The 24,436-nt window shown below is 66.7% G+C and carries 20 protein-coding genes, 1 tRNA gene and 1 pseudogene; 17 read left to right on the plus strand and 5 right to left on the minus strand.

Annotated elements, in window-relative coordinates; translation table 11 throughout:
- Nucleotides 1–131 precede the first annotated feature (131 nt).
- From IT072_RS06545 to IT072_RS06570, 6 genes are all read left to right on the plus strand, one after another.
- Entirely contained in the window at nucleotides 132–1,220 is a 1,089-nt protein-coding gene (locus IT072_RS06545) for a prephenate dehydrogenase (protein ID WP_223360150.1), read from the plus strand.
- Nucleotides 1,217–1,900 carry a (d)CMP kinase gene (cmk, locus tag IT072_RS06550; RefSeq protein ID WP_223360151.1) on the plus strand — a complete coding sequence of 228 codons (684 nt, stop codon included), beginning with the start codon at nucleotides 1,217–1,219 and terminating at the stop codon, nucleotides 1,898–1,900. The genes IT072_RS06545 and cmk overlap by 4 nt, the downstream gene beginning before the upstream one ends.
- A complete protein-coding gene (gene der / locus IT072_RS06555; RefSeq protein WP_223360152.1) occupies nucleotides 1,893–3,398 on the plus strand; it encodes a ribosome biogenesis GTPase Der in 1,506 nt (501 codons plus the stop codon). The genes cmk and der overlap by 8 nt, the downstream gene beginning before the upstream one ends.
- Before the next feature lie 278 nt (nucleotides 3,399–3,676).
- Nucleotides 3,677–6,025 carry a glycosyltransferase family 2 protein gene (locus tag IT072_RS06560; RefSeq protein WP_223360153.1) on the plus strand — a complete coding sequence of 783 codons (2,349 nt, stop codon included), beginning with the start codon at nucleotides 3,677–3,679 and terminating at the stop codon, nucleotides 6,023–6,025.
- Nucleotides 6,025–7,635: a chitinase gene (locus IT072_RS06565; protein ID WP_223360154.1), complete on the plus strand. Its 1,611-nt coding sequence runs from the start codon at nucleotides 6,025–6,027 to the stop codon at nucleotides 7,633–7,635. Before IT072_RS06560 ends, IT072_RS06565 begins: the two co-directional genes overlap by 1 nt.
- A 250-nt stretch (nucleotides 7,636–7,885) precedes the next feature.
- Nucleotides 7,886–7,959: transfer RNA gene (locus IT072_RS06570), tRNA-Pro, on the plus strand.
- On the opposite strand, the gene IT072_RS21395 is transcribed toward IT072_RS06570, so the two are convergent.
- Nucleotides 7,951–8,712: a helix-turn-helix transcriptional regulator gene (locus IT072_RS21395; RefSeq protein WP_223360155.1), complete on the minus strand. Its 762-nt coding sequence runs from the start codon at nucleotides 8,710–8,712 to the stop codon at nucleotides 7,951–7,953. The two genes, IT072_RS06570 and IT072_RS21395, sit on opposite strands and share 9 nt — an antisense overlap.
- Nucleotides 8,713–8,924: 212 nt before the next feature.
- Here IT072_RS21395 and IT072_RS06580 point away from each other — a divergent pair, with 212 nt between their 5' ends.
- Both IT072_RS06580 and IT072_RS06585 read left to right on the plus strand, forming a co-directional pair.
- Entirely contained in the window at nucleotides 8,925–9,092 is a 168-nt protein-coding gene (locus IT072_RS06580) for a hypothetical protein (protein ID WP_223360156.1), read from the plus strand.
- A gap of 113 nt (nucleotides 9,093–9,205) precedes the next feature.
- The gene (locus IT072_RS06585; RefSeq protein WP_223360157.1) at nucleotides 9,206–11,065 is read left to right on the plus strand and encodes an alpha/beta fold hydrolase; all 1,860 of its coding nucleotides are present in this window, start codon (nucleotides 9,206–9,208) and stop codon (nucleotides 11,063–11,065) included.
- Here IT072_RS06585 and IT072_RS06590 read toward each other — a convergent pair.
- Nucleotides 11,043–11,999 carry a LacI family DNA-binding transcriptional regulator gene (locus tag IT072_RS06590; RefSeq protein WP_263282065.1) on the minus strand — a complete coding sequence of 319 codons (957 nt, stop codon included), beginning with the start codon at nucleotides 11,997–11,999 and terminating at the stop codon, nucleotides 11,043–11,045. The genes IT072_RS06585 and IT072_RS06590 overlap by 23 nt on opposite strands.
- Here IT072_RS06590 and IT072_RS06595 point away from each other — a divergent pair.
- The 4 genes and pseudogenes from IT072_RS06595 to IT072_RS06610 form a co-directional block, all read left to right on the plus strand.
- A complete protein-coding gene (locus tag IT072_RS06595) occupies nucleotides 11,986–13,161 on the plus strand; it encodes an alpha/beta hydrolase (protein WP_223360159.1) in 1,176 nt (391 codons plus the stop codon). The two genes, IT072_RS06590 and IT072_RS06595, sit on opposite strands and share 14 nt — an antisense overlap.
- A complete protein-coding gene (locus tag IT072_RS06600) occupies nucleotides 13,158–14,141 on the plus strand; it encodes an alpha/beta hydrolase fold domain-containing protein (protein ID WP_223360160.1) in 984 nt (327 codons plus the stop codon). The genes IT072_RS06595 and IT072_RS06600 overlap by 4 nt, the downstream gene beginning before the upstream one ends.
- 150 nt (nucleotides 14,142–14,291) lie before the next feature.
- On the plus strand, nucleotides 14,292–15,470 hold the full coding sequence (locus IT072_RS06605) for an MFS transporter (RefSeq protein WP_223360161.1): 1,179 nt from the start codon (nucleotides 14,292–14,294) through the stop codon (nucleotides 15,468–15,470).
- Between the two features lie 62 nt (nucleotides 15,471–15,532).
- Nucleotides 15,533–16,277 (plus strand): annotated as a pseudogene (locus IT072_RS06610) (glycoside hydrolase family 1 protein); the annotation flags it as partial.
- Nucleotides 16,278–16,309: 32 nt separating this feature from the next.
- On the opposite strand, the gene IT072_RS06615 reads toward IT072_RS06610, so the two are convergent.
- Nucleotides 16,310–16,882, minus strand: coding sequence for a TetR/AcrR family transcriptional regulator (locus tag IT072_RS06615; protein WP_223360162.1), 573 nt, complete (start codon nucleotides 16,880–16,882; stop codon nucleotides 16,310–16,312).
- A gap of 57 nt (nucleotides 16,883–16,939) precedes the next feature.
- Here IT072_RS06615 and IT072_RS06620 point away from each other — a divergent pair, with 57 nt between their 5' ends.
- The gene (locus tag IT072_RS06620) at nucleotides 16,940–18,133 is read left to right on the plus strand and encodes an FAD-dependent oxidoreductase (RefSeq protein WP_223360163.1); all 1,194 of its coding nucleotides are present in this window, start codon (nucleotides 16,940–16,942) and stop codon (nucleotides 18,131–18,133) included.
- Nucleotides 18,134–18,152: 19 nt separating this feature from the next.
- Here IT072_RS06620 and IT072_RS21260 read toward each other — a convergent pair whose 3' ends face one another.
- Entirely contained in the window at nucleotides 18,153–18,287 is a 135-nt protein-coding gene (locus IT072_RS21260) for a hypothetical protein (RefSeq protein ID WP_263282066.1), read from the minus strand.
- A gap of 306 nt (nucleotides 18,288–18,593) precedes the next feature.
- Here IT072_RS21260 and IT072_RS06625 point away from each other — a divergent pair, with 306 nt between their 5' ends.
- The 4 genes from IT072_RS06625 to IT072_RS06640 all read left to right on the plus strand — a co-directional run bounded on the left by IT072_RS06625 (nucleotide 18,594) and on the right by IT072_RS06640 (nucleotide 20,898).
- On the plus strand, nucleotides 18,594–18,776 hold the full coding sequence (locus IT072_RS06625) for a hypothetical protein (protein WP_223360164.1): 183 nt from the start codon (nucleotides 18,594–18,596) through the stop codon (nucleotides 18,774–18,776).
- Between the two features lies 1 nt (nucleotide 18,777).
- A complete protein-coding gene (locus tag IT072_RS06630) occupies nucleotides 18,778–19,101 on the plus strand; it encodes a hypothetical protein (protein WP_223360165.1) in 324 nt (107 codons plus the stop codon).
- Between the two features lie 9 nt (nucleotides 19,102–19,110).
- Nucleotides 19,111–19,641 (plus strand): hypothetical protein, encoded by a 531-nt coding sequence (locus IT072_RS06635; protein WP_223360166.1) that lies wholly within the window; start codon nucleotides 19,111–19,113, stop codon nucleotides 19,639–19,641.
- 138 nt (nucleotides 19,642–19,779) lie between these two features.
- On the plus strand, nucleotides 19,780–20,898 hold the full coding sequence (locus IT072_RS06640; RefSeq protein ID WP_223360167.1) for a DUF4365 domain-containing protein: 1,119 nt from the start codon (nucleotides 19,780–19,782) through the stop codon (nucleotides 20,896–20,898).
- On the opposite strand, the gene IT072_RS06645 is transcribed toward IT072_RS06640, so the two are convergent.
- Nucleotides 20,886–24,398 carry a hypothetical protein gene (locus IT072_RS06645; protein ID WP_223360168.1) on the minus strand — a complete coding sequence of 1,171 codons (3,513 nt, stop codon included), beginning with the start codon at nucleotides 24,396–24,398 and terminating at the stop codon, nucleotides 20,886–20,888. The genes IT072_RS06640 and IT072_RS06645 overlap by 13 nt on opposite strands.
- Between the last annotated feature and the right edge of the window lie 38 nt (nucleotides 24,399–24,436).

Raw genomic sequence — 24,436 nt, forward strand, 5'->3', positions numbered from 1 at the left:
CCTCCGCGCGGCCCCCATGCCGATTCGGACCGAATGTCGCCTTCGGCGCCGGCGGAGTCGACATTTGGTCCAAATGTGCGGAGGGAGGAGGAGCGGCGGTGCGCGGTGTCGCCGCTGACTAAGGTGGATCCGTGAACGAAACCGCCTCCCGGCTCGCCGGTCCCGTCCGCGTCGTCGGTGCAGGGCTCCTCGGTGCTTCCGTCGGCCTCGGGCTGCGCGCCCGCGGGGTCGACGTGCTGCTCGCCGACGCCTCGCCCGCCCACCTGCGGCTGGCCGCCGACTACGGTGCCGGCCGCGCGGACGACGGGGGAGCGGAGCCGGCTCTGATCGTCGTCGCGGTGCCGCCGGACCTCGTCGCACGCGTCGTGGCGGAGGAGCTCGCCGCGCATCCCGACGCCGTCGTCACCGACGTCGCCAGCGTGAAGGTCGCTCCGCTCTCCGAGCTGGAGGAGACGGGAGCCGACCTCACACGCTACGTCGGCTCGCACCCGCTCGCCGGCCGTGAGCGCGGCGGCCCCAGCGCGGCGCGCGCCGACCTCTTCATCGGCCGCCCCTGGGTCGTCGCCGCCCGGCCGGAGAACCCGCGCGACGCGGTGAGCCTGGTGGAGGCGCTCATCCTCGACCTCGGCGCGAACCCGGTCGAGATGCCCGCCGCCGAGCACGATGCCGCCGTCGCGCTCGTCTCGCACGCGCCGCAGATCGTCTCGAGCCTGATGGCCAAGCGGCTCGCGGGCTCCACGGATGCCGCGCTCGGCCTCGCAGGCCAGGGCGTGCGCGACGTGACCCGCATCGCGGCGAGCGAGCCGGAGCTGTGGGTGCAGATCCTCGGGGCCAACGCTCCCGCGCTCGTCGAGATCCTGCGCGCCTACCGCGACGACCTCGACCGGGTGCTCGCCGCGCTCGGCGACGTGGACGCCATCGGCTCGCGCCGCACGATCGCCGAGGAGATCGCCGGCGGCAACCTCGGCGTCGCCCGTCTGCCCGGCAAGCACGGCCAGGACAAGCGCTACAGCTCGCTCATCGTGATGGTGGAGGACCGCCCGGGCGAGCTCGCGCGCCTCCTCAACGAGCTCGGCGAGCTGGACGTGAACCTGGAGGACCTGCGGCTCGAACACTCGCCGGGGGCCGCGTTCGGCCTGGCCGAGATCGCCGTGCTGCCCGAGGTGCTGACCCGCACCGTCACCGACTTGACCGAACGCGGCTGGAGGATCGCCGGATGACCGAGCTCGCACAGACCCCGATCGTCGTGGCGGTCGACGGCCCCGCGGGGAGCGGCAAATCCTCCGTCTCGAAGGCCACCGCCCGCCGGCTCGGCTGGGCGTACCTCGACACGGGAGCCGCCTACCGCGCGCTCAGCTGGTATGTGGTCCACCGCCAGGTCGACCCGACCGACGCGGACGCCGTGATCGACGCGCTGCCCGACTTCGACTACCGCATCGGCACGGACCCCGACGGTTACCATGTGTTCGTCGGCGACCACGACGTGACCGACGCCATCCGCGAGCCCGACGTCACCGCCGTCGTGAGCGCGATCGCGCGGGTGCCGGAGGTGCGCGCGTTCCTCACCGCCCTGTTCCGCGACATCGTGCGCCGCACCGACCGGCCCGGCATCGTCGTCGAAGGCCGGGACATCACCACGGTGGTCTGCCCGGACGCCCCCGTGCGTATCCTGCTCACCGCCGACGAATCCGTTAGAATTGCCAGACGTTCTGCTGAGCTGACCGGCCATTCCGCCACTCATGTCGGCGAGGCGCTGCTCCGGAGGGACGCGGCCGACTCCCGGGTCGTCGACTTCATGAACGCCGCGGACGGTGTGACCACCGTCGACTCCACCGACCTCGACTTCGACCAGACCGTGGATGCGGTCATCCAGGTCGTACAGAAAGAGACCCATGTCTGACATCGATAACGAGCCGACCGGCGCCGACGACCTCGTCGACCGGATGGCGGACCTGGACGACGGTCTCGCCGTCCAGCGCGCCGCCGCCCTGCGCAGCGGCCTCGACGACTACGAGCTCGACGAGAGCGACCTCGACATCCTCCAGACCGTCAGCGAGGACCCGGACGCGATCACGTATCTCCCGGCCCTGCCGGTGCTCGCGATCGTCGGCCGCCCGAACGTCGGTAAGTCCGCTCTCGTCAACCGCATCCTCGGCCGTCGCGAGGCCGTCGTGGAGGACACCCCCGGTGTGACCCGCGACCGCGTCTCCTACCAGGCGGAGTGGAACGGCCGCCGCTTCACGGTCGTCGACACCGGCGGCTGGGAGCCCGATGCCCGTGGCATCGACGCCTCCGTCGCCGCACAGGCCGAGGTCGCGATCGACCTGGCCGACGCGGTGCTCTTCGTCGTCGACGCCACCGTCGGCGCGACCGCGACGGACGAGCACGTCGTGCGGCTGCTGCGCAAGAGCGACAAGCCCGTCTTCCTCGGCGCGAACAAGGTCGACGATGCCCGCCAGGAGCCGTACGCGACCGAGCTGTGGTCCCTCGGCCTCGGCGAGCCGCGCCCGGTGTCGGCCCTGCACGGCCGCGGCGTCGCCGACCTGCTCGACGACATCCTGAAGGTGCTGCCGGAGGTCTCCGCGGTCGCCAAGCAGGAGGTCGGCGGCCCGCGCCGTGTCGCGATCGTCGGCCGCCCCAACGTCGGCAAGTCCTCCCTCCTGAACAAGGCGGCGGGGGAGGAGCGCGTGGTCGTCAACGAGCTCGCCGGCACCACCCGCGACCCGGTCGACGAGCAGGTCGAACTGGCAGGCAAAGTGTGGCGCTTCGTCGACACTGCCGGCATCCGACGCCGCGTGCACCTGCAGCAGGGCGCCGACTTCTACGCCTCGCTGCGCACGTCCACCGCGCTGGAGAAGGCCGAGGTCGCCGTCGTCGTCCTGGACGTCAGCGAGCCGATCAGCGAGCAGGACGTGCGCATCATCGACCTCGTGCTCGAGTCGGGTCGCGCGCTGGTGCTCGCCTTCAACAAGTGGGACCTGCTCGACGACGAGCGCCGCCGCTACCTGGAGCGCGAGATCGAGCAGGACCTCGCCCACGTCTCCTGGGCCCCGCGCGTCAACATCTCGGCCCGCACCGGCCGCCACCTCGAGAAGCTCGTCCCGGCGCTGGAGCAGGCGCTCGAGTCGTGGGACACCCGCATCCCGACCGGCAAGTTCAACGCCTTCCTCGCCGAGCTCACCGCGGCGCACCCGCACCCCGTGCGCGGAGGAAAGCAGCCCCGCATCCTGTTCGGCACGCAGGCCTCCAGCCGCCCGCCGACATTCGTGGTCTTCACCACCGGGTTCCTCGACCCGGGCTACCGGCGGTACATCATCCGCCGGCTGCGGGAGGTGTACGGCTTCGAGGGCACACCCATCGTGCTCAACATGCGCGTGCGCGAGAAGCGCCAGCGCTAGCGCCGCGCACAGCCTCGGGCGTCGAGGTTCACGTCGTTGTCGTCATTCCGCCGGAATGGTCGCAACGACGTGAACCTCGGCGCCCTTTCGCGTGCGTCAAGCGACACGCGGGGGCGGATCCTGAGAAAAATGGTTACGAGTCACCCCCAAAGCAGGGGCGACCCTGTTGGGGGTATTTGTCCCCCATCGTGTCCTCACTAATGTGGACATCCGAGAGCTAACCCGACCGCGCCGACCCGACGGTGCGGGCTCTCGTCTCAAAGGACGCATACCCGAACATGAGTTCTCCAACTTCATACACCCCTGCCCGAAAGCGCCAGCTCGGCTCCGAGAAGCGCACATCCCCGCTCCCGACGGTCCACCCGAAGCCGTCGGATCGCAAGATCACCTGGAGCCGCGTCGCCATCGTGCTGACGATCGTCTTCTGGGCGATCTACATGGTGACCACGATCATCCGGCAGTTCCTCGTGCTCGGCACGCAGGACTTCCGCTTCACCATGGAGGCGATCGGCTACGCGGTCGTCGTCACCTTCCTGACCTTCTCCGCGCTGATGTACCTCGTCGCCCGGCAGGGCGCGCTCCAGCGCTTCCAGAAGCACGTGCGCGTCCCCCGCGCCGAGCTCGACCGCCACTTCTCCGAGAACCAGCCGACCATCACCGTGCTCGTGCCCTCCTACGCGGAGGAGCCGGAGGTCGTGCGGATGACGCTGCTCTCCGCCGCGCTGCAGGAGTTCCCCTCCAAGCGGGTCGTGCTGCTGCTCGACGACAACCCCACCCCGACCGACCCGGCCGTGATCGACCGCCTCGAGGCCACGCGCGACCTCGCCCGCAGCATCAGTGACCAGCTGTCGGAGCCGCGCTTCCGCTTCACCGACGCGCTCCTGCGCTTCGAGCTGGCGGACGGCCGTGCGTTCGCCACCGAGGACGACGCGCGAGAGCTCGCCGACCACTACACCTGGGCCGCTGAGTGGCTGTTCGCCCAGGCCGACGCCCACACCATCGACGACCACGTCGACATCTTCTTCTCCGACCAGGTGCTCCGCGCCCTCGGCGACGACCTCGCCCTCACCGGGGAGGCCGTGCGCGCGGCGATCGACGAGGGCGCTGCTCTCGCGACGGAGCGCGTCGCCCAGCTCTACCGCCGCCTCACCTGGACGTTCGACGCCGAGCTCGCGGTCTTCGAGCGCAAGCAGTGGGCCTCCCTCTCGCACGAGGCCAACAAGGCGATGAACCTCAACGCGTACATCGGCCTCATGGGCGGCGTGTACCGCGCCGAGCAGACGCCGGACGGCCCCATCCTGAGCCCGGTCGCCGCCGGTCAGCGCCGCGCGGGCGACATCGAGGTCCCGGACAGCGACTTCCTGCTCACCCTCGACGCCGACTCCATCCTGCTGCGCGAATACTGCCTGCGCCTGACGTACTTCCTGCAGCAGCCGGACAACGCCCGTGTGGCCGTCACGCAGACCCCGTACTCGTCGTTCCGTGGTGCAGGCACCCGCATCGAGCGCCTCGCCGGGGCGACCACCGACATCCAGCACATCCTCCACCAGGGCAAGTCGTACTACGGCGCGACCTTCTGGGTGGGCGCGAACGCGGTCATCCGCAAGCGCGCGCTGGAGGACATCGTCGAGACCGAGTTCGTCGGCGGCTTCGAGGTGCGCCGGTACATCCAGGACCGCACCGTCATCGAGGACACCGAGTCGAGCATCGACCTCGGCACCCACGGCTGGACCCTGCAGAACTACCCCGAGCGCCTGAGCTACTCCGCGACCCCGCCGGACTTCGGTTCGCTGATCGTGCAGCGCCGCCGCTGGGCCAACGGAGGGCTGCTGATCCTTCCGAAGCTGTGGCGCCAGGTCAAGGAGCGCCGCCGCCGCGGTGAGAACGTCTCCCGCATCGAGCTGCTGCTGCGCGTCAACTACATGGCCTCCATCTGCTGGGCGAGCTTCGGTCTCGTGTTCCTGCTGGCCTACCCGTACGACGGCCGCCTGCTCAGCCCCGTGGTGCTGCTGGCCGCGATGCCGTACTTCATCAGCCAGGCCTCCGACCTGCGCTACTCCGGCTACAAGGCCACCGACATCTTCCGCATCTACGGCTTCAACCTGATCCTGCTGCCGGTCAACCTGGCCGGGGTGCTCAAGTCGATCCAGCAGTCGCTGACCGGCAAGAAGATCCCGTTCGCCCGCACGCCGAAGGTCAAGAACCGGACCGCGTCGCCGCTGCTGTATGTGATCGCGCCGCTCGCGATGGTCGCCTTCTCGCTGTTCACCCTGTGGCGCGACTGGAATGCGCAGAACTGGGGCAACGCCGCGTTCGCCGCGTTCAACGCCACCCTCGCGATCTGGGCGATCATCTCCTACATCGGCATCGGCGCGACCATCGTCGACATCTGGCTCGGCCTGACCAAGCCGCTGTACGTCGAGAAGGGCGCGAAGCGCGCCGTGGAGGCTCCCGCTCCCACGACCGAGTCGATCGACTGGCGCTCGGTGCTCTACCACGGCCACACCGGCGGACAGGTGCCGCACGTGGAGCGTGCCGCGGTCGCGACGACCGGCGCCGGCGCCGCTATCGGCGACACCGCCATCGGCGACACCGTGCTCGACGACACCGAGCGGCAGGCCGCCTGATGGCGCGCGACACGCAGGCCGCCGAGGCGGCCCAGATCGAGCGCGCCCAGGCTCCGGAGTCGACCTCCGGCCGTCGCCTCGGGTTCTGGCGGGTCGTCGGCGCGACGCTCGTCGCCGCGTTGGTCGTCACCGGCGGCGTCGTCGGCTTCCAGTGGTGGAGCGCGCGCGCCGCCGTGGACTCCAAGCCCTGGTTCGCCTCCTACGTCGACGTGACCGCCACCCCGCGGTTCGCGTTCGAGAACATGGGCGCCACGGACTCGAAGGATGCCGTGCTCTCGTTCATCGTCTCGTCGAAGCAGGACGCGTGCACCCCCTCCTGGGGCGCCGCCTACACCCTCGACGAGGCCCGTTCCTCGCTCGACCTGGACCGCCGGATCGCGCGCCTCCAGCAGCAGGGCGGCACCATCGCGGTCTCCTTCGGCGGTCTGAACAACGACGAGCTCGCCGTGAACTGCACCGACGAGGCGGCGCTCAAGAAGGCGTACGCCTCCGTCGTCGACCGCTACAAGATCGGCACCATCGACCTCGACCTCGAGGGCGACGGCCTGACCGATTCCGCGGCGACCGACCGTCGCGCGTCCGCCATCGCCGACTTGCAGAAGGAGCGTCGCGCCGCCGGCAAGAGCCTCGCCGTGTGGCTGACCCTCCCCGTCTCGCCCAGTGGCATGACCTCCGACGGCACCAATGCCATCGCCGCCATGCTCAAGGCCAAGGTCGACATCGCCGGTGTCAACGTCATGACCATGGACTTCGGCACGTCGAAGGACGCCAAGAAGTCCATGGCGCAGAACGCGGAGGCCGCCGTCACCGCCGCCCAGCGTCAGCTCGGGGTGCTGTACGACCGGGCCGACCTGCACCAGAGCGATCCCAGCCTGTGGGCGAAGATCGGCGCCACCCCCATGGTCGGCCAGAACGACGTCGAGGACGAGGTGTTCAGCCTCAAGGACGCCACCGCCTTCAACGCGTGGGCCGTCTCCGAGGGCGTCGGCCGCATGTCCATGTGGTCCGCCAACCGCGACAAGACCTGCGGCTCCAACTACGTCGACACCTCCGTCGTCTCGGACGCCTGCTCCGGTGTGGACCAGGGCAAGCAGACCTTCGCCGGTCTCCTCTCGAAGGGCTTCGACGGCCACATCTCCCTCGGCGAGTCGTCCGTCACCACCGCGGAGCCCACCAGCACCGCCGTCGCCGACGACCCCGCGACCTCCCCGTACCCCATCTGGACCCAGACCAACTCGTACCTCAAGGGGACCAAGGTCGTCTGGCACCGCAACGTGTACGTCGCCAAGTGGTGGACCAAGGGCGACGTGCCCGACAACCCCGTCCTGAACCAGTGGGAGACCCCGTGGGAGCTCGTCGGCCCCGTGCTCCCCGGTGAGACGCCCATCCCGCAGCCGACGCTGCCGGCCGGCACCTACCCGGCCTGGTCGGGCACCACCCCGTACGACAAGGGCCAGCGCGTCCTCTTCGACGGCGCCCCCTTCGAGGCCAAGTGGTGGACCCAGGGCGACAGCCCCGAGGCCGCCAGCTCGGACCCCGACTCGTCCCCCTGGACCCCGCTCACCCAGGACGAGATCGACCAGATCCTCGGCGGAACCACCGCCGGATGAGACTCGGCGGCGGGATGCAGACCCCCTGCTCGCATCCCGTCGTCGACCAGACTGGACACATCCGCTGCGGGGCGGAGGTTCCAGATGCCCGGACGCGCCGGCTTCGTCGGGAAGCCGTTCAGCGCGCGTCCGGCACCGTGTCGGCGGGGCCGTCGAGGCGCCTTCGGGTTGGTGCACGACGCACCCCCGCCGACACGCTAAGATAGTGGAGTTGCCTCGCTCGGAGCCTCGCGCCCGGGTGGGGGAGCAACGGGATGTGGCGCAGCTTGGTAGCGCACCTGACTGGGGGTCAGGGGGTCGCAGGTTCAAATCCTGTCATCCCGACAGAAAAGCCCAGGTGAGAGTACGTTTCTTTCCTGGGCTTCGTCGTTCCCGTCCGAGGGTTTGTGGGGACCTCCACGGGCTAGATTCCGTTGCGTCACGATGTCCACACGTGGGTGGGTTGCCACGCGCCGGGACACAGCCGGGACCGGTGCCCGATTTCCGGCTCGTGAGGCGGATCACCGGTGTGGTGAGGGCCGCGTCCCGCCGGAGGTTCGGAAGGGTGCCTGCCGCTGTTCTTGGGCGTCGAGGAATGCGTTGGCCTGTTCGGCGGCGGAGGCGAGGTGGCGAGTGTCGGGGTGCAGATAGCCGCGGGTGGTCTCGATGGATTTGTGGCCGAGGAGACATGGCGTATTGGCGTTTGAACGCGCGGCTGGCAGCCGATCGGCTCGACCAGCCGGATTCGCGGGCGGCGACGGCCACAGACAAATGTTGGGTGGATAGCAGGTGCTTCATATGCTCCAGTCGGGTTCGCCAGATCAGCGCGTCAGGCCCGAGTCCTAAGTGTTCGCTATGAATCCGCGTGAGTTGCGACTTCGAGAGCGGCGCGCATTTCGCAAGCTCGTCGACCGTCCAGAGATGGCGTGGTGAGTGCTCCAGTGCGCGCACTACTTCGGATGCCCGCTTCGAGAGATTCCCTATCTTGGCTCCTTCCCGGTCAGGAGTATGCACGCGTGGGAGAAAGTCTGTCGCTGATGCACGGCGGGCCTCAGCCGCTGAGATCCTGTGGAGTATGTCAGCCGCCAGGGCGACCATCCCGAGCTCGTCACCCCGCCCCCAGCTGCAACGCGAGAGCAGATGGGCGGGACGAGCGCAGGCCGTTTCGGCATGCCATCCAACGAGTGCTCCGTGTGTAGGCACGGCGCGGTCGCACTCTCATCGTCGTCGATCGCGAGGACTCGGTGTATCGCGCAGATGGGCCGAGCGCGGTGTTGTATCGAACTGTTTCGAGTCTGCAAGCTCGGACCATGACGAAGATTGTTCTGTATTACGTGGCGGCGGCGGCGTTCTTCATCGCCGCGGGAGCCAGCGCGCTCGGGGCCCAGTGGGTTCTTGCGGGTGCCTTCGCAGCAATCGGGGCCGCCTTCTTGGTCATCGCGATCCGTTCGGGTCGAAAGACGCCACCGACACAGTAGGCGGGCCAGCGCGCCGGACGCTGTCCCTGGTGAGTCTGGGGCATTGCGTCGAAAAACTTCGACTCTCACACTGATCCTCGGCGTTTCCGCCTCAACGATGAGGAGTCGATTGAATGACCACAAGTGCCCGTTCTTCCCGCAATGTTGCGCGACGGCTCATAGCCGCCACAACTGCGTTGTCCGCATTCGTGACCGTGATTGTCTCATCGCCCGCCGCGGCACATGACATCGTGTCCTCAGGGGCGGGAGAAACCGGCGAGGGCTCGTCCGTCGGTTGGGATGCAACGCTCTATATCCCCGGCGTCACGGCGGACGGGAGTAGCTGCGTTCTCATGGCCACATTGTCCGCACCGGATGGCGTGGACGCTGCGCATCCGGCGCCGGCGGTGATTCTCGGTCACGGCTACGCGCAGGATCGTTCGTCGATGACGCCGATGGCAGAGCTCCTGCAGCAGCACGGATACGTGACGCTGACATTCGACGCCCCCGGATTCGGGCAGTCCACATGCGGTGTGGGTCTCGCGGATCCGGCTGTCGATGGAATGGTGATGCGCTCTCTGGTCGACGTCCTGGGTGGCAAGCCCGGAACGGCATTTACCGATCCGGCTGCGCACACGCCGGCAGGAACCGTCGACTTCGTCATGCGAGACGACGACCCGGACTCAGCTACACACGACCCTCGTGTGGGGGTCCTGGGGGCCAGTTACGGCGGCGGCCTGGCATTCGCGGTGGCGTCGGTCGACCCACGGGTCGACACCATCATCCCCGCTGCGACGTTCAACGACCTCGAGTACTCGCTCTTTCCCCAAGCCGCCGGTCTCACCGAGGGGGTGCAAGCCCGTTCCGTGGGCGTCGCCAAGACAACCTGGGGGCTGGGGTTGGTGGCCGGCGGCCAGGTGATGTCCACGTTGCAGGGTCTCGGGATAGATCCAGGACGCGCGGTTCGATGCCATTTCGCCCGCGCAGAGACCTGCGGAGACATGATCGCGGCCGCTCTTCGCGGATTCCCGGACGAAGACTTCCGTGCCTATCTCGATCAGATATCACCGCACGCGAGCATCCCGCGCATCACCGCTCCCGTGTTGCTGATCCAGGGCGAGTTCGACACCCTGTTCACCTTCAACGAGGCCTTGGCTAGCTACCGACAACTGCAGGCGCAGGGAAACACCGTTCGCCTCGTGTGGGGGTCGCTGGGGCACAACGGTGGGTCATCGCTGGACTATGACGGTGCCTCGCCCTCGACGTCTCAGCCCATCGTCGCCCGGATCATCGGCTGGCTCGGCCACTGGCTGAAGGACGACGGATCGGACTTGGGTGAGCCGTTCACGTTCACCAAGACCTGGGAAGCGGCCCCAGAGTCGGGCACCGCATCGGACCCTGACGCTCTCGCGCGCATCACGATGTACCTGGGTGCCGCCGGCAGCCTTGCCGAAACACCCGCGACACAGACTGCGCCGAACAGAAAGCAGGCGCTGCTGGCGAATGTACTGGCACTTCCGACGAGTGTCGGCCACGTCGATGCCGCGAGCATCGACCACGAGAACGGCGTATACGCCGACTACTCGCTTCCGGGTACCCAGGCGTATTGGCAGGGAGAGGTGCTGCGTTCTCCGGTCGACGTGGTGGGAGTGCCGAGGGCCACGCTCTCGGTCTCGACGCCGTCGGAAGCGTGGCGGGCGCAACCGGGGAACATCGCTTCTCAGGTGACGCTGTACCTCAAAATCTATGACGTCGCGCCCGACGGGAGTCGCAGCGTGGTCGGTGCGGTATCGACCCCGGTTCGGGTGGACGATACGCGGAAACCGGTCGACATTGAACTGCAGGGCATCGTGCATCGCTTCGCCGCAGGACACAGGATCGGGTTCGCCATCGCCGGGGGTGACCTCAACTTCCGTGGCGGCATCACCCCGGCGCTGGTGACGATCGACGCCGGCGTCGATGGGCAAACTCTCACCCTGCCCGTCGCGGAGTGACCTCACCGATGTCGCGGGCCGCTGTCGTGCTCCGGTTGACGACAAGACGAGGGGCAAGAGTCAGGACCGACAGGGATGAGTGTTCGCCTTCGAGGAGCTGCATCAGCAGGCCGAACGCAGCACGACCCGATTCCTCGAACGGCTGCCATACGGTAGTGATGCCCAAGGCCGCCGCCAGGTCGCTCCCGTCGTAACCGGTGAGGGGGAGGGGCGCGTCCTGTTGGGCCGGGGTTGCGGCGATGGCTGCGGCAAGAGCGTCATGATTGGCTGCTATCACCGTGATCGATGGATCCTTGTGAACCTCTGCCACGACCGAGGCGACATCGTCAGCGGGCTTCACAGGAATGCTGACACATTCCAGGTGCGTCGCGATTCCATCGGCACGCAGCATGCCCGCCGACAGGTAATCCGGAGACCGTTGTTCTTCGTGGAGGAACGCGACGCGTGTATGACCCAGACCGACGAGGTGTTCGCCGAGCAGCGCCCCGCCCCGGTGGTCGTCGATGAGGACCGTCGGGATGTCGGGATGACGTTGAGTATTGTCGGGGACGTCCACCAAGACCACGGGGGGTCCGGGGAGAGCGGGCGACTCGGTGGCGTGCGGGGACAGCGGCGCTCCCATGACGATGATCCCGTCGAGATCGGTTTTCACCGGCAACGTGTCCAGAACCGGGGCGTCTTCGGCCGCCGTGGAGGGCAGGTCGTGGACGATGATGTGCGCGCCGACGGACGCGTTCGCCGCGAGGATGCCGGTGAGCCGGGTGTAGTACGACGGGTAGCTGGAAAAGGGCGCGGCGACCGCGATTCTTTGTCCGGTTGCGACCTGTGCGCCCCGGTAGCCCATCTCGACCGCGACGGCGATGATCGCCCGGCGGGTGACCTCGTTGACGCGGTGCGGGTGGTTAATGGCCAGGGACACCGTGGACACGCTCACCCCGGCCCGCTTCGCAACCTGTGTGATCGTCGCCCGCCCGCCCATTGCCGCTCCGTCCGCCGAATCAACTCTTGTATCGAAATATTTCGATTGCGCACACTGTAGTCGAGAGGACGGTGAAACTGTGTGGGAACTAACGAAGACCGATCCGTTCGTCATCGAACTCGATCGTCGCCTCGGGACCGGCGGGGTAAGGATGCCGACGGACCCGGTTGCTCGCCGCGAGCACGTACGGGAAGCGGATGCGCGCGCGACAGCGCTCATGCAGATCGACGCGCCGGACGTGGCGAGCGAGGACCACGTCGTTCCCGTGGCGGATCATCCCGCGGTGCGGGTGCGTGTGTTCTGGCCGTGGCCCGCGGCGAACCGGGACGAGGCGGTGGAGCCGCTTCCGGTCTTGGTGTACTTTTTCGGCGGATCGTTCACGATGGGCGGCATCGACTGGGCCGGATGGGACGCGGTCTACCGTGCCCGCGCCGCGGACGCAGGTGTGATCGTGGTGGCGGGGGAGTACGCGCTCGCTCCGGAGCATCGGTTTCCGGCGCAGCCCGAGCAGTGCTGGGCGGTCTTTGAGTGGGTGCACGCTCATGTCGCGGGGCTCGGCGGTGACCCCAACAGGATCGCTCTGGGTGGGGCGTCGGCGGGAGCGAACCTCGCTGCGGCGGTCGCCTTGATGAACAGGGACCGCAACAACCGCGCGGTGCGGCTCCAGATTCTGGAAGTGCCGGTGCTGGATCTGACGCTGCGCCATGTAGACCCTGGCGCGATTTCTCCCCTCCTGCCGCAACGTGTCGTCCGCCGAAGCGGCCGACAGGTCGTCCGCGACTATCTCGGACCAGACCCGGCCACTCGCCGTGATCCCTACGCGTCCCCCCTGCTCGCTGCCGACCTCGGGGGTCTCCCGCAGACCGTCATCTACACCGCCGAGAAGGACCCGCTTCGCGGCGACGGGGAGTCCTACGCGCGCGCGTTGCTCGATGCGGGAGTGCCCACGACGTGCGTGCGCTATCTGGGGCAGACCCATGGCTCCGGGGGATACCGACGGAACACGGCCGCCGCCGACCATCTGCATCGAGACGTCGTGGCTTCGCTGCGCGCGATGAGAGAACCCGCCCCGACCTACCCGCGCGCACCATCCATCACACAGGCCGCGCGCTCATGACGATGCCCACAAAGTTCGACGTGGCGATCGTACGGTGGGCCGGACGCATCGAAGAGCTCGCCGCCGACCTGCCGGACCTGTCCAGCACGGACTTCTCTGCTCGCCGTGTGGCGGAGAAGACTCTTTCCGATGAAGTGGCCCGAGAGTTCACCACTCCGGCAGCGCCCGAGGTGACCGTGTCGGCCGTCGAGATTCCCATCGCGAAAGCTGCCCCGATTCGGGCCCGACTCTATCGACCCGAGCACCTGCTCGGCAGCGCACCGACGCAGCTGTTCCTTCACGGTGGAGGCTTCGTATCCGGCACCGTCGATGAGCTGATCAATGACCGACTCCTCACGTTCCGTGCCCGAGCCGCCGATATCCAGATCCTCTCCATCGAGTACCGCCTTGCTCCCGAGCATCCGTACCCGGCGGCGGTCGACGACGTCCTCGCCGTGCTCGCCGCCCTTCGCGACAACCCGGGGTTCCTGTCCGTCGATGCGACCCGCGTGGGTGTCGGCGGTGCATCGGCGGGCGCGAGCATCGCCGCCAGCGTCGCGCTGCGCGTGCGTGCGGACGGCGGGTTCGCACTCCTCCACCAAGCCTTGGAGGTGCCCGCCCTCGCCCTGCGCCCGATGGGGGAGTCAGCCGCCCTGTACGCGCGCGGGTACGGGCTGGACGGGTACGAGCAACTGGGGGCGCTCTATCTCCCCGATCCGAGCCCGCCGGACGCCTATGCCGAGCCCGCTCTACTGACGGATCCGATGGATCTGCGGGGACTGCCCGAGACCTGGATCCAGGTAGCCGAACACGATCCGCTGCGAGACGCGGCACTGACCTTCGCGGAGGCTCTGCGACGCGCCAATGTACCCGTCACCGTCGAGGTCGGCGAGGGCCACGTTCACGGATCGCCGGGACTGACCGCCGTGTTCGAACCCGCCCGCCGCTGGCAGCGCCACCTCGCCGCTACCCTCCGCCGCGCCTACCACCCCGCTACCTGACCAAGCCAGCCACAACTCTTGGAGACGATGATGTTTTCCGCCACACCCGCACCGACACCCGCGCCTCGAGCAGCCACGGACACCTCTTCTCCGCTGCCGGACGACGCGCCTGGCGTCCCTCAACCACGTCTGTTCCTGCCGCTGTTCATCTTGGCGTGGTTCGGCGTCACCTTCGCGCTGGGCACGATCAGCGGTGCCTCCATACCCAAAGCCCTCGCCTACCTCGACGATGCCGGCAAGGCCACGAACCTGTCCGTGATCGCCGCGATCGGGGGGGTCGTCATCATCGTGACGACGCCGTTGTTCGGACGGCTCTCCGACCGGACCATGTCTCGCGCCGGGATGCGTAAGCCCTGGCTGGTCGGCGGCACCCTCGTGGCGGTCGTCGGCGTCGTCATCCTCTCCACCACACAGGGGGTGGCGTGGACGATCATCGGGTGGGTGACGGTGCAGACCGGATTCAGTGCCACCAACATGGTCATCCATGCCCTCCTCGCCGATCAGATATCGGCCCGCATCCGTGCGCGCGTCGCCGCTGCCGCGGGGGTGGCCACCGGGCTCGGGCTGATCATCGGCGCGCAGGTCATGGCGATGCTGCCCAACGACGCCCAATGGACGTGGTTCGCGGTCCCCGGGCTTGTCGGCGCGTTGCTCAGCGTGGTGATGATCTTCAGCTTCCGCGACATCGTCCGCACCGAGCGCGCTCCCCGCATGCGGTGGGCCGACGTGGTGTCCACCTACTGGCTGAACCCGCTGCGGTATCGCGACTTCTTCTGGGCGTGGGCATGCCGGTTCCTGGTAACAATGTCCATCACCGCCATCTCCACCTACCTGCTCTTCCTCATCCTCGACCGCCTGGACATCCCCATCGAGGACGCCTCTGGTGTGCAGGCGATGGCACTTCTCATCTTCAGCGTCGGCAACATCGTCACGGCGATCTTGTTCGGCTGGATCTCCGACCGCACCGGAAGACGCAAGATGATCGTTCTTGCCTCGAGTCTGTTGAGTGCAGCGGGGCTGGCGATCGCGATGATCGCCCCTGACGTCGGTGTGTTTCTCCTTGGCATCGGGATCGTCGGAGCCGCGCAGGGCGCGTACGTCTCGGTCGATGTCGCCCTGATGACCGAGGTGCTGCCCAGTTTTGCCGAGGCCGGCAAAGACCTCGGAATCGTCGCCCTGTCCTACCAGATCCCGCAACTCCTGATCCCCATTCTGGCTCTACCTCTCCTCGCTGCAGCGGGAGGCAGTTACGACCTGTTCTTCATCGCTGCGATCGTCCTGGCGATCGTCGGCGGGCTCGCTGTCATCCCTATCCGCTCGGTTCGCTGAGTCGGGTGTGCAGATGGCGACTCAACTCGGGTAGCACTGCCGTCGATGAAAGGAAAAACACCATGACCATTCCTGCGACCGGTCGATTCCCCAACGACTTTCTCTTCGGTGTGGCCACCGCCGCCTACCAGATCGAAGGTGCCGCCCACGAGGACGGCAGAAGGGACTCCATTGGGTACACCTTCGCACGACTCCTCGCAGCTATTCTCGACGGAGCCACCGGAGACGTCGCCTGCGACCACTATCACCGCTACCGGGAGGATGTCGCGCTCATGGGCGACCTCGGAGTGAACGCGTACCGGTTCTCCACCTCGTGGGCCCCGGGTGCCCCGACGGCACCACCCCCAACCCGCGAGGGATCGACTTCTACAAACGCCTGGTCGACGAACTCTTACATCGAGGCATCACGCCGTGGGGCACCCTCTACCATTGGGACCTCCCGCAGGCACTCCAAGACCGGGGCGGGTGGACCAGCCGCGATGCCGTCGACGCCTTCACCGCCTATGCCTTGACGCTGCACGACGCACTCGGCGACCGGGTAGCGCACTGGACCACACCGAACCAACCCCAGTGCTCCGCCTTCGTCGGCCATATCGCCGGCCAGCATGCCCCGGGCCATACCTCCGTCGGCGAGGGTCTCCTCGCCGCTCAACACCTTCTCCTCGCCCACGGGCGCACCGTCCGAGCGCTCGAGACCGGGACGACACCCTGCGGCTGGGCATCACCCTCAACCTGACAGTGGCCGACCCGGTCGACCCCGTCAGTACGGCCGACCTCGACGCCGCCAGACGATTCGAGGGTCAATTCGTGGCGTGATCCGTGACGCGGTCGATCGGCGGTCACGGTGCGTCCAGCACGGCCTGCAGAGCGAGGGCGAGTCCATTCGCCAACGCGTCGTCGTCGGCATCGACGAGAGGCGGCAACTGAACGACGTATCGGCTGAACGCGAAGCCCATGATCAGCGAGCTGACCATGCCCGCCCGCAGCGCGGCATCCTGTCCGCCGGGGGGAAGGAAGGGACGCACCTGGCTCTCGAAGATCGAGCGCACGCGGGCCGCGGCCTGAGGATCGTGTGCGGACGCGCGCAGCAGAATGCGCAGTGCCCGGCCCGGGTTCTCGCTGCCCCACAGCTCGATGGCGTGACGCGCGAGGGCTGCCCCGAGATCGCGCGCATCGACGGCTTCGGCGTGGGGGATGTCGATCGTCGGCGTGGTCGCTTCGACGAACAGGCGTTCCTTACTGGCGAAGTAGCGCACCACCATCGCGGGATCGATCCCGGCGTCGGTGGCGATCGCGCGGATGGTGGTTCGTTCGAAGCCATCGGCTTCGAAGCGGCCGGTGGCTGCGTGGAGGATCGCGTCGCGTGAGCGTCTGCCTTTGGCAGTGAGCGCGGGTCTGTCGTCAGTGGGCACGATCCCAAATTAGCAACAAGCGTTGACTTTTGTGTGGGTGTCTGAAATTGTCAACGCATGGTGACTTCTACTCCTCCCCAGGTCGACGTTCTGATCGTCGGCGCAGGTGCCGTCGGTCTGACCGCGGCAGTCGCTCTCCGTCGACGCGGTGTCCGCGTCCGAATCGTCGACGCCGCACCCGCGGGGGCCACGACGTCGCGGGCTGCGGTGATCCATGCCCGGACCCTGGAGGTCCTCGACGAGATCGGGGTCGCCGCGCGGATCCGCGACGAGGGCGTGGTCGTGCCGGACTTCACTGTCCGCGAGCGTGCGAGGACGCTGGCGCACATCGATTTCCGCGGCCTCCGCACGCCGTACCCGTTCACTCTGATGCTGTCCCAGGCACGCACCGAGGAGATCCTCGATGCCGCGCTCATCGACCTCGGCTGCCGAGTGGAGAGAGATGTCGAGTTCGTCTCGTTCGCCGCCCCGGGGCCGGGGGAGCGCGCGCTGCTCCGTCATCGCGACGGAGCCCTCGAGACGGTCGCCGCTCGATTCGTGATCGGCGCTGACGGGCTGAGAAGCCGCGTCCGCCAAGAGCGGGCCATCGCCTTCGACGGGGACGAGTATGAGGCATCCTTCGTCTTGGCGGATGTCTCGCTGAGCTGGCCGCTCCCGGCTGCGGAGGTTCAACTGTTCTTCGGGGAGCGCGGCCTCGTCGTCATCGCACCCCTCCCGGGTGGGCGGCACCGCATCGTCGCCACGATGGACGACGCCCCGGCGCAGCCGACGGTTGCCGACGTACAGCGCATCCTCGACGACCGCGGACCGGGTGAAGCCGTCGTCCACTCCGTCGCCTGGAGCTCACGTTTCCGTGTGGCGCACCGGCTCGCGGCGAGGTTTCGGGACGGGAACGTCTTCCTCGCCGGTGATGCCGCCCATGTGCACAGCCCCGCGGGCGGCCAGGGGATGAATCTCGGAATTCAGGACGCCGTGGCTCTTGCCGCGCTGCTCGCCGATGTCCTTGTAGGCAGCCGCTCCGACGAAGACCTCGCCGACTACGAGCGCACGCGACGAGCCGCGGCGCGGCGCGTGATCGCACTGACCGACCGAATGACAAGGCTCGCAACTCTCCGCAGCCCGATCCTTCGATCGATTCGCAACGCCGTGATCGGCGTACTTCTGCGCTCGCCCCGCCGTCGGAGCGCCCTCGCGCGACGAATCGCCCAGCTCGATGGGCCCGTCGAGGTCACTCCGCCTCGACGGGGGTGAACGTCCCAGCCCGCCGCGCTCACGAGAGCGCACTCGAGAGCGCCGGGAGGCCGAGGCCGATCACATCGAACGCCCAGTGCCCGAGAATGAGCGCACCGAGCGTGACGCAGCGGGCTTGCATGACGCCGGCACTGATCGAGCGGCGCAGCCTCATGGAGAAATCGGCGTAGGAGGCACCTCAAGAGATCCCCGGAGCCCTCCGCGAGCGCGACCAGGAGGGGATCAGATTCATGGAAACTATGCATCTCGTGACGCGCTTTGCATGATCTTGTGCCCGGAGTTACGCGGAAATCGGTCTCGCGGGAGCCATCTGGACGCCTGGGGGTCAAGGGGTCGCAGGTTCAAATCCTGTCAGCCTGCCGATCTGCAGGCCATCACAACCTGCTTCCCGACAGCGGATCATCAACTTCTTCTAGATCCCAGTTACGAACCAGAGCGGAGCGGGGCTGAGGACACGAGCGTGCCGGGGCCGGACCCGGTGAATACGGCGACTTTCAAGATTTTGCAGAATTACGTCAAGGTCAATCTCGTTCGCCCCGTAGGCGCACCACATATGTGGCACGCAGCCATGCAGAGCAAGGCTTGCGAACTGACCGTCCTCGGACAGCACTACTGGAAGCTCGTCAAGCAGGGGTTGATCTGAGATGGAGGACCAGACCAAAGGGCTAAGGGCCGCGCTAGAGAGCGATGAGCTCTTGGAGGAGTTGGCGGCCATCGAGCACGAACGGTGGTCTCACTGGCAGCGCTACCTCCATGATCAGTGCACACCTGGACCGGATGGCTCTCTGATCATTCCGGCGAACCAAGCGCGGCGATGGTCGACGCAGATGAACACGCCGTACAACCAACTATTCGACGACGAACGCGAGAGCGATCGCGAACAGGTTCGCCGCTACCTTCCGATCATCGCAAGAACGCTAGGTGAAGCTACCACCGACTGCGACGAGCAGCCCGATACAGCGGAGTAGGGAGCACCAATGGCCAGTGGCTTTAAAATCAACAAACAGGGCATCCGGCAGATGACCCGGGAGATCGAACGTGAATTCGCCAAGAACCCCGTTCGCGTTCCACTTCAGGCCGACTCCACTGGAGTTCATCTGCCGCCTGCGACGACGGTCAACAACTACAACGGCCCGGTAGTTACGATTACCGGAGACCATGCGCAGGTCGCATGGAACAATCATGATGTCACTCAGTCGCGGGAGACAAGCGAGCAAGTCGCCCCAGGGTATGAGGAACTGGCCGACATTGTGACTCGGCTCTTGGCGAGCCTCCCCTCACTCACCCTCGACCTCGACGACGACACGGAAGCGTTGGCCACCAGCGAGACGATCTTGCGTGAGGTGGTGAAGACGGAACCTGACAGAGGCATTGTGAAGCGAGGCGTCACTATGCTCAAGGGGCTGTTGGCGCCCGTCTCGTCAGGCGTCAGCAAGGCGGTCACTCAGGAGTCTGCTGATCTGGCTCGGCAGATGATTGAGTCATTGGGAAACGCGCTTCCGTCGTGAGCCACGCAGATCAGCAGAATCCGCCAGTTCTCGACCACCCATGCCTCTAGCGAGCAGCCGTACACTGCTGTGCCCGGTGGCTTGTGGTGACGTCGTTAGGCAGTGGACATCGTTGGCAGGTGCATGAGCATGGTGGGGATGGGAGAGCACGACGAACTCGAGAACCGATACATGCCAAGGTTCGAGACGTTGCTCAGCGAGAGCGGAGTCGTGGTCGAGTACCGGCGGGACCGCGCCGGTATCGATACAGGGCTGCATCTGTTCGCGCGTGAAGAGAAGCCCACGAGGCAGGGTGGAGAACGGCCGTACTGGCGTGCGCTCGCCGGCCGGGTGTGGTTTCAGCTCAAGGGCGTCCACGCAGCGACGATGTCCGCAGATGAGTTCCATGCAGCCGAGCGCGTCACGGTGAAGGTGGGGGTCAAGCATCTCAGATTCTGGTTCGCCGCACCGGAACCGGTCTACTTGATCGTGTACGTGGAGTCGGTCGATGCATTCGTTGGCGTCGATGTCCGTGAGCTAGTTGAGCGAGAGTGGGGCCCAACGTTCTACGCTTCCATGCGCGATCGCAGCGGCGAGGTCACCGCCCATGTACCAACTGCATCGGTCATGAACTCCGAGCGCATCGCATCGCTGGTGAACCATCGCAGCATGCGTATCGACGGGCCGGCATTCCGTGGGCGCCCGCTTGGACACCGCATGGACCCGCTCAGATCGGTCCTCGCGTACCCCTCGGAGGAGCGTTGGATAGAGATGGTGACCCGTCTCCTGCAAGTCCACGATTTCCGCGAGGCGTCACGGCACCAGGTCGGTGAGCTGACGGTCCTTCACGGCGTTATCGCGCAAACGCTGCTATGGCAGTCGCCTGCCTTTGCGGAGTATGGCTATCGGTATCTGGGGGAGGTGCGTGACGAGCCTGCACCCGAACAAGTCTTCGGCGATGTGCGCGTCATTCTCGACGGAGCCAGAGACCGGACCACCTTCTCCGCCGAGGAAGTAGCGGCCGTGTCCGAACTTATCGACGCGGCTGCTACAAACGAGGAATCCGTTGTGCTGTTTTTCCGTGGCCGTGGCCGTGACCTCAGCGGCACGGGCGGACTATGGCGCAGCACGGCTCGTGGGTCGATGGCGAACGGTTGGAGCAGAATGTGGCACCAGCTTGGGCTTGAAGCGCTGAGCTTTCTCGTACTCACCGCCACCCTTGTATACCTTGAGTTCGCGCCGGACCTCGACTGGGATAACGCAAACTATATGGACTGATCGAGGGTTCCGGCGTTGGCAGAGCCAAGATGAACAGCAGGAGCTAGAGAAAGGTCAGTCAGGGCTTGCCAAAGACCCGCCTCGATGGCTGCTGCGGTGGGTCCTTGATCGACTACGTCGAGCAGTTCCCCAGCGAGTGTCAGAGCCGTGGGCTCTTGCAGTTCCGATTCGACTTGCGCGACCAACGTGCTCAGGGCGGCCCCGAGGACCGGCCCCACGGAATCTGGCAGTTGTGCGACCGCGGTCTGGGTCGCGATTGCCACTTGGGCGAGCTCGTCGGCAGTTGGCGCTGGTACCGTGGCCGGCCATTCGGCTGGCCGTCGTCGATGCAGGGCCAACGACCATGACGCGCGGGCTACCGACGCGGTTAGCTCACGGACCTTCTCGGTGGCGGTGTCTGCCGCCTGCGCCAGTCTGAGTCCGGCAGCCGTGAGGTGCTGTTCGAGAGATTCACCCGCTAGTGGAAGAACGGGGTGCTCACCGTGATGCGCCATGATTACCGCTAGCGGAAGTGGGCGAACGCCGTCGACCGCGAGCGCCCATACGTTGCAGTCGAGAGCGTGACGCGCCTCAGCGTCGATGTTGGCCAAGGCATCAACTGTTTCATCCCAGTCCTGTAGCCCCGCTGTCACCAACCATCCGGTCTGATCGATGCTGCTGGGGAAGGGTGTGGGATCCGACACCGTGCGAAGAACGGCTTCGGGAACGGCGGCTTCGATCACGGACAACACCGCGCGTTGTTGCTGCTGGGCTGCGATTGCCGAGGATGCCGTGATCGCATCGACTGTGGTGTGGTCGCCGAATCGGACTGAGCGCCAGGCGTCGGGGTCGTTTGCGGCGCTGATCGCGGCCCGCGCCAGCCGTTCGAGTTCACTGCCGAGTGCATCGGGGACCGGTTGATCGAGGCCGAAGTATGTCGGTGTCAGCGATCGCGCATGTTCGACCTTGGCGGCCGCATCTCGAAGCGACATCGCCACCGCGACGCGATTATCGTTCGTCCTGAGATTGCTCAGCGCCTGCGCGGCGGCCCCGTGCGCTTGCGACACCGGGTCGTTCTGTCGTTGAGCATCGTCCTCGCTGGCGTGGGAGGTGGCTCTTTCCTTCGATCCGTCCTTCGGTTTGGAGGCTAGTTCGCCGGCTCGCTCGCTTGCAGCTTGCACACGCTCGGCCCAAGCTTGTGCCTGGTGAGACGGGTCGTTGGCCCGTAGCCGGAAGGCGCCCTCGCTTGCAAGATCGACGAGTGCCTGGGCAATCTGCGACTGTTCGAGGAGCAGGGCTGTCCATGTGGGTGCCGCCGACAGCATCCGGACGGCTCCCTGGAAGCCGACATTACGTCGGACTCCAGCACGCTCTTTGAAGACCTCACGTGCCATGTGTTTGAAGCCGGGCTCAAACCCTCCGGCCCTGTAACGCCGTCCTGACGGTGTGATTGTGATGACCTCGACGTGACTTGCTTCTGGGCACGCGAACGCCAACTGCCGCGCCAACGTGACGACGAAGTCGTTGAGGGCATCGCTGCTGCTTGAGGATGGGGCGTCCCAGGTCATGCCGGGCGACTGCTCCTGAACATCAAGACCATGCATGACCGTCACGGACGGATTAACCTCCATCTGCATGGTTAACGCGACGGCCGAAGGCTCGGCTCGCGCGATCGCCAGGGCACGGCTCTCCACCGTTCCGAAGGTAGCGTCTCGGTTCTCGGCGGAGACGAATGGGCTCAGCGCATCGATCAGACGCGCCCAAGCGTCGGCTTGCGTGGCGTTGGTCGGCTCGTCAAACTCCTGGAATACCGCGCCAGCCTCCGATGCGCTGAGCGGCACGGTTCCGGCCAGGGCCTCCAAGAGACGGACGGCCTCGACGAGAGTCCCTGTAATGAGCAAGCGCACGACGAGGGCAGAATCGAGCTGCGTGGTAATGGCTTCCAACACTGGCGAACTACGCGGCGGCAGCGCTCGCGCGATCCGGATCATCTGCGTAGCTGCTCGATCGAACGTTGGTGAGCCGATCGGGTCGAGGGCCGTGTCCTGGTTGCGAATTCCATAGACGAATGGAGCTATCAGCGTCGGCGAGACCCCAGGAGGGGCGAGGCGTCGAATGATCGGAAGACAGGTGGTGGCGTACGCGACGTTGTCCGCCCGCTCGGCTCCTTCGAGGAGTTCGGCCACCCCCGAGGAGGCGGTACCCGGCGCGTGGAGATGACCTGCAACGGCGCCGGCAACAGCGACGACGGTCTCCGGGAAGCGTTCGGCGGAGCGACGCAGCAACCAGCCCGCTTCGTCGGCGGGGAGCAGCCGAGCTATAACGCTTAGGGTGTCGCCGAGCGCAGGGGGTGGGGCGTCGTGAAGCAGAGCGGTCAGGGTCTGCGAACGAAGTTCGTGGAGTCCTGTCCAGATGTCACCGTGGTCGAGAACGACATGTTCGTTTTTCAGCGTCGCCAGGGCGTCGCCTACCGCGCTGTTGCTTCCAGCGACGGCGGCAAGCGCCTCTCCGAGCATTCGGGCGGTCAACGACAATCCAACTGCGTGAGCTGCGAGAACGAGGCGAGCGGCCTCTCGCTGAATCTCTCGTCCAGGAGTCGCCAGCTCGGCGGCTTGTGAGGCAAGGACCTGTTCCAGGTGCTTGCCTTCGCGCAGCAAGGAGAGGAACTCCATGAGCAGACCGTCACTGCGCGCGAGAGCTTCTGTGGTGGCCATCTTCGTCCTAAGCTCCGCGCGCTCGACACGCTCGGCAATCAGCTCAGCGGTGGGGCGGTCGAGCAATGGCCTGATGACACGGGTGCTGCCGTTCAATAGACGGGGGCTGAAGTCCTCTTCGCGTGCCGCACCGATGACGAAGATATGGGGAACCTCGCGCAGGGCGGCAACAGCATCCGGCCACGCGCTCGTGGAAGGGCGGCCGAGGTTGTCCGCTGCGACGACGACCGGAGAGGTCGCAGTAGCACGAAGCAACTCGACGTGTCGGACCAGCAGCCGGGCGTCCTCGTCCGTAGCCACGCGGGCGACACGAACGACGCGAGCGCCCAGGATCACGTCGCGGCTTGCGCGCCAGAGGAGCACCGATTTGCCCGAACCGGACGGGCCGACGATGACGGTGTACTCGCCTTCTTGAGCTGCCTGTGTGATCTGATCCATCTCGTCGGCCCTGATCACATCCAGGCCCTGTGCGATGTGGATAGGCGCCCCGTCCACGCCCAGATAGAACCGGCTGGCGGATGTCACCCTTGTGGTCGAGTAATCCGCGGGGCGGCACACGCCTGCGGACACCGCAGCGTCCAAGCCGGTCACGTCGACTGCTGACTGGACCACATGCAGCGCGGTGTCAACGTCGCCGAGCGTTAGCGTTCGAGCCTGATCGAGGCCTAGATGACGTTGGTCTGCACTCGCAATCCCGAAGGCTTCGTACAGCGCGCCAACGGTGAATGACGCAACGGATGGATGAACACCCTGTCTATCGCTGAGGAGCGCTTCGGTCTGTTCGCGTAGGTTCCACGGCAACGACACGAGGTGGACACGTCCCAGTGCAGTGGTTGCGTCTGTTC

The sequence above is a fragment of the Leifsonia sp. ZF2019 genome, assembly GCF_019924635.1.
Taxonomy (GTDB): Bacteria; Actinomycetota; Actinomycetes; order Actinomycetales; family Microbacteriaceae; genus Leifsonia.

What these genes read in the sequence shown, in the direction of transcription:
- cmk (WP_223360151.1), top strand. Translation starts at nt 1,217, where the DNA reads ATGACCGAGCTCGCACAGACCCCGATCGTCGTGGCGGTCGACGGCCCC.
- der (WP_223360152.1), top strand. Translation starts at nt 1,893, where the DNA reads ATGTCTGACATCGATAACGAGCCGACCGGCGCCGACGACCTCGTCGAC.
- IT072_RS06560 (WP_223360153.1), top strand. Translation starts at nt 3,677, where the DNA reads ATGAGTTCTCCAACTTCATACACCCCTGCCCGAAAGCGCCAGCTCGGC.
- IT072_RS06565 (WP_223360154.1), top strand. Translation starts at nt 6,025, where the DNA reads ATGGCGCGCGACACGCAGGCCGCCGAGGCGGCCCAGATCGAGCGCGCC.
- IT072_RS21395 (WP_223360155.1), bottom strand. Translation starts at nt 8,712, where the DNA reads ATGGTCGCCCTGGCGGCTGACATACTCCACAGGATCTCAGCGGCTGAG.
- IT072_RS06580 (WP_223360156.1), top strand. Translation starts at nt 8,925, where the DNA reads ATGACGAAGATTGTTCTGTATTACGTGGCGGCGGCGGCGTTCTTCATC.
- IT072_RS06585 (WP_223360157.1), top strand. Translation starts at nt 9,206, where the DNA reads ATGACCACAAGTGCCCGTTCTTCCCGCAATGTTGCGCGACGGCTCATA.
- IT072_RS06600 (WP_223360160.1), top strand. Translation starts at nt 13,158, where the DNA reads ATGACGATGCCCACAAAGTTCGACGTGGCGATCGTACGGTGGGCCGGA.
- IT072_RS06620 (WP_223360163.1), top strand. Translation starts at nt 16,940, where the DNA reads ATGGTGACTTCTACTCCTCCCCAGGTCGACGTTCTGATCGTCGGCGCA.
- IT072_RS21260 (WP_263282066.1), bottom strand. Translation starts at nt 18,287, where the DNA reads ATGAGGCTGCGCCGCTCGATCAGTGCCGGCGTCATGCAAGCCCGCTGC.
- IT072_RS06630 (WP_223360165.1), top strand. Translation starts at nt 18,778, where the DNA reads ATGGAGGACCAGACCAAAGGGCTAAGGGCCGCGCTAGAGAGCGATGAG.
- IT072_RS06635 (WP_223360166.1), top strand. Translation starts at nt 19,111, where the DNA reads ATGGCCAGTGGCTTTAAAATCAACAAACAGGGCATCCGGCAGATGACC.
- IT072_RS06640 (WP_223360167.1), top strand. Translation starts at nt 19,780, where the DNA reads ATGGGAGAGCACGACGAACTCGAGAACCGATACATGCCAAGGTTCGAG.